This is a genomic window from Comamonas sp. Z1, assembly GCF_008121555.1.
In the GTDB taxonomy this organism is placed as follows: Bacteria; Pseudomonadota; Gammaproteobacteria; order Burkholderiales; family Burkholderiaceae_C; genus Comamonas; species Comamonas thiooxydans.
In genome coordinates this window covers 1-1,071 of record NZ_VOQT01000061.1, presented here as the reverse complement: position 1 = coordinate 1,071, position 1,071 = coordinate 1, and the positions used below count along the sequence as shown (strand labels likewise).

Genomic DNA, 1,071 nt, shown 5'->3' with positions numbered 1-1,071 from the left:
TGTCGGGTCCCGGATGATTACGCACGTTCTTGACGAATAAATCAGGAGCTTTCATCTTCCATTTTTTGAGTGCTTGGACTGGGGCTTCATGCCCCAGTGCCTTTTGTGGCAAGTGGTGGTTGTACAGCCAGACAAACCTGTGCAGTGTCTTCTCCAAATCCTCTGCACTGTTGAAGTGATGCGAGCGCAGCACCTGGCTCAGGCGGCCATTGAAGCGCTCAACCATGCCGTTGGTTTGTGGCGTCTTTGGCTTGGTCAGCCGATGCTCTATCCCCAATGCTTGGCATAACTGGTCGAATTCGTGCTCGCCTGAGGGCTGACGTGTGCGGCTTCCAAACAATCGGTCTGTGAACTCTTTGCCGTTGTCGGTGAGGATGGTGTGGATCTTGAACGCTGCAGCTTTGCGTACGGCAGCCAAGAAGGCTTTGGCGGATGCTGCCGTCTTGTGCTGCTTGATATCAATGAACACCCAGCGTGTAGCTCGATCGATGGCAACAAAAACATAGCGGCGCTTGTCCTCATCGTGCATCTGGGGCAGGTACTTCACATCTACATGTACATAGCCAGGCTCATACGCCTTGAAGGGTTTGTGCTCGCCCTCAGGCTTGGGCTGTACGGGCAATCTGGAGTGGCCTCGTCTGCGCAGCAAGCGATCCAGCGCCGAGCGGCTCATGGCCGGCTCAATGAACTCTCGCACCACCGCCAATAAGTCATCCAGAGGTAGCCGCAGCTGGCTGCGCAGATAAATAACCAGCTCTTCCTGCCCTGCATTGAGAGTCGTTTGCAGGCGGTGGGCCGTGTGGCTGGCGTCATGCACCGTGGTTCTGCCCCGCCACTTACGCACGGTCCCTATGCCAATCCCGTATTGCTGCGCCAACTCTCGATCAGTACCACTGGCTTGCTGCAATGCCAAACGGGTGGCAGGTGTGGTCGTAGCGTTCTTGTGAAGGCTGATCAGCATGGCAACTCCTTGGCACGGGATTGCCATGTTGCCAGAACTGCTTGCAGTACCTCTCGGCCATGCAGCAACGGACGCTTGTTTTTAAGCAGCCAATCGTCCGGGACCCGACA

At 56.1% G+C, this 1,071-nt stretch carries 1 protein-coding gene; it reads right to left on the bottom strand.

Annotated features, from left to right (window positions below; translation table 11 throughout):
* Positions 1-961, bottom strand: a 961-nt coding sequence (locus FSY45_RS27710; RefSeq protein WP_003072982.1) for an IS481 family transposase, incomplete at its 3' end; no start/stop codon positions are given.
* Positions 962-1,071 lie beyond the last annotated feature (110 nt).